This is a genomic window from Klebsiella sp. CN_Kp106, from assembly GCF_040064575.1.
Lineage (GTDB): Bacteria > Pseudomonadota > Gammaproteobacteria > Enterobacterales > Enterobacteriaceae > Klebsiella > Klebsiella michiganensis.
The window spans coordinates 1-743 of record NZ_JBEAIG010000034.1 but is presented as its reverse complement, the minus strand read 5'-3'; the positions used below and the strand labels follow the sequence as shown (position 1 = coordinate 743).

Here is a 743-nt window from a genome sequence, read left to right as displayed (position 1 = left end):
ACGTTCTCACCAGCACGGCCTTCGTCCAGCAGTTTGCGGAACATTTCAACGCCAGTACAGGTAGACTTCGCAGTCTCTTTGATACCAACGATTTCAACTTCTTCGCCAACTTTGATGATACCGCGCTCTACACGACCGGTAACAACGGTACCACGACCGGAGATGGAGAATACGTCTTCGATCGGCAGCAGGAACGGCTTGTCAATCGCACGCTCTGGTTCCGGGATGTAAGAATCCAGGTAGCCAGCCAGTTCGATGATTTTCGCTTCCCAGTCTGCGTCGCCTTCCAGCGCTTTCAGAGCGGAACCGCGAACGATCGGAGTGTCGTCGCCCGGGAAATCGTACTGAGACAGAAGTTCACGAACTTCCATTTCAACCAGTTCCAGCAGCTCTTCGTCATCAACCATGTCGCATTTGTTCAGGAACACGATGATGTACGGAACGCCTACCTGACGACCCAGCAGGATGTGCTCACGAGTCTGCGGCATCGGGCCGTCAGTCGCAGCAACAACCAGGATCGCGCCGTCCATCTGCGCAGCACCGGTGATCATGTTTTTAACATAGTCGGCGTGGCCCGGGCAGTCTACGTGCGCGTAGTGGCGAGTCGGGGTGTCATATTCAACGTGAGAAGTGTTGATGGTGATACCACGAGCTTTTTCTTCCGGCGCGTTATCGATCTGGTCGAATGCGCGAGCAGAACCACCGTAGGTTTTAGCCAGAACGGTAGTGATTGCAGCGGTCAG

Annotated in this window: 1 protein-coding gene; it reads right to left on the bottom strand. The window is 54.6% G+C overall.

The genetic code is table 11. The features are described 5' to 3' along the window. The coding region (locus tag ABLU96_RS11505; protein ID WP_139512910.1) for an elongation factor Tu at positions 1-743 on the bottom strand (743 nt) is incomplete at both ends.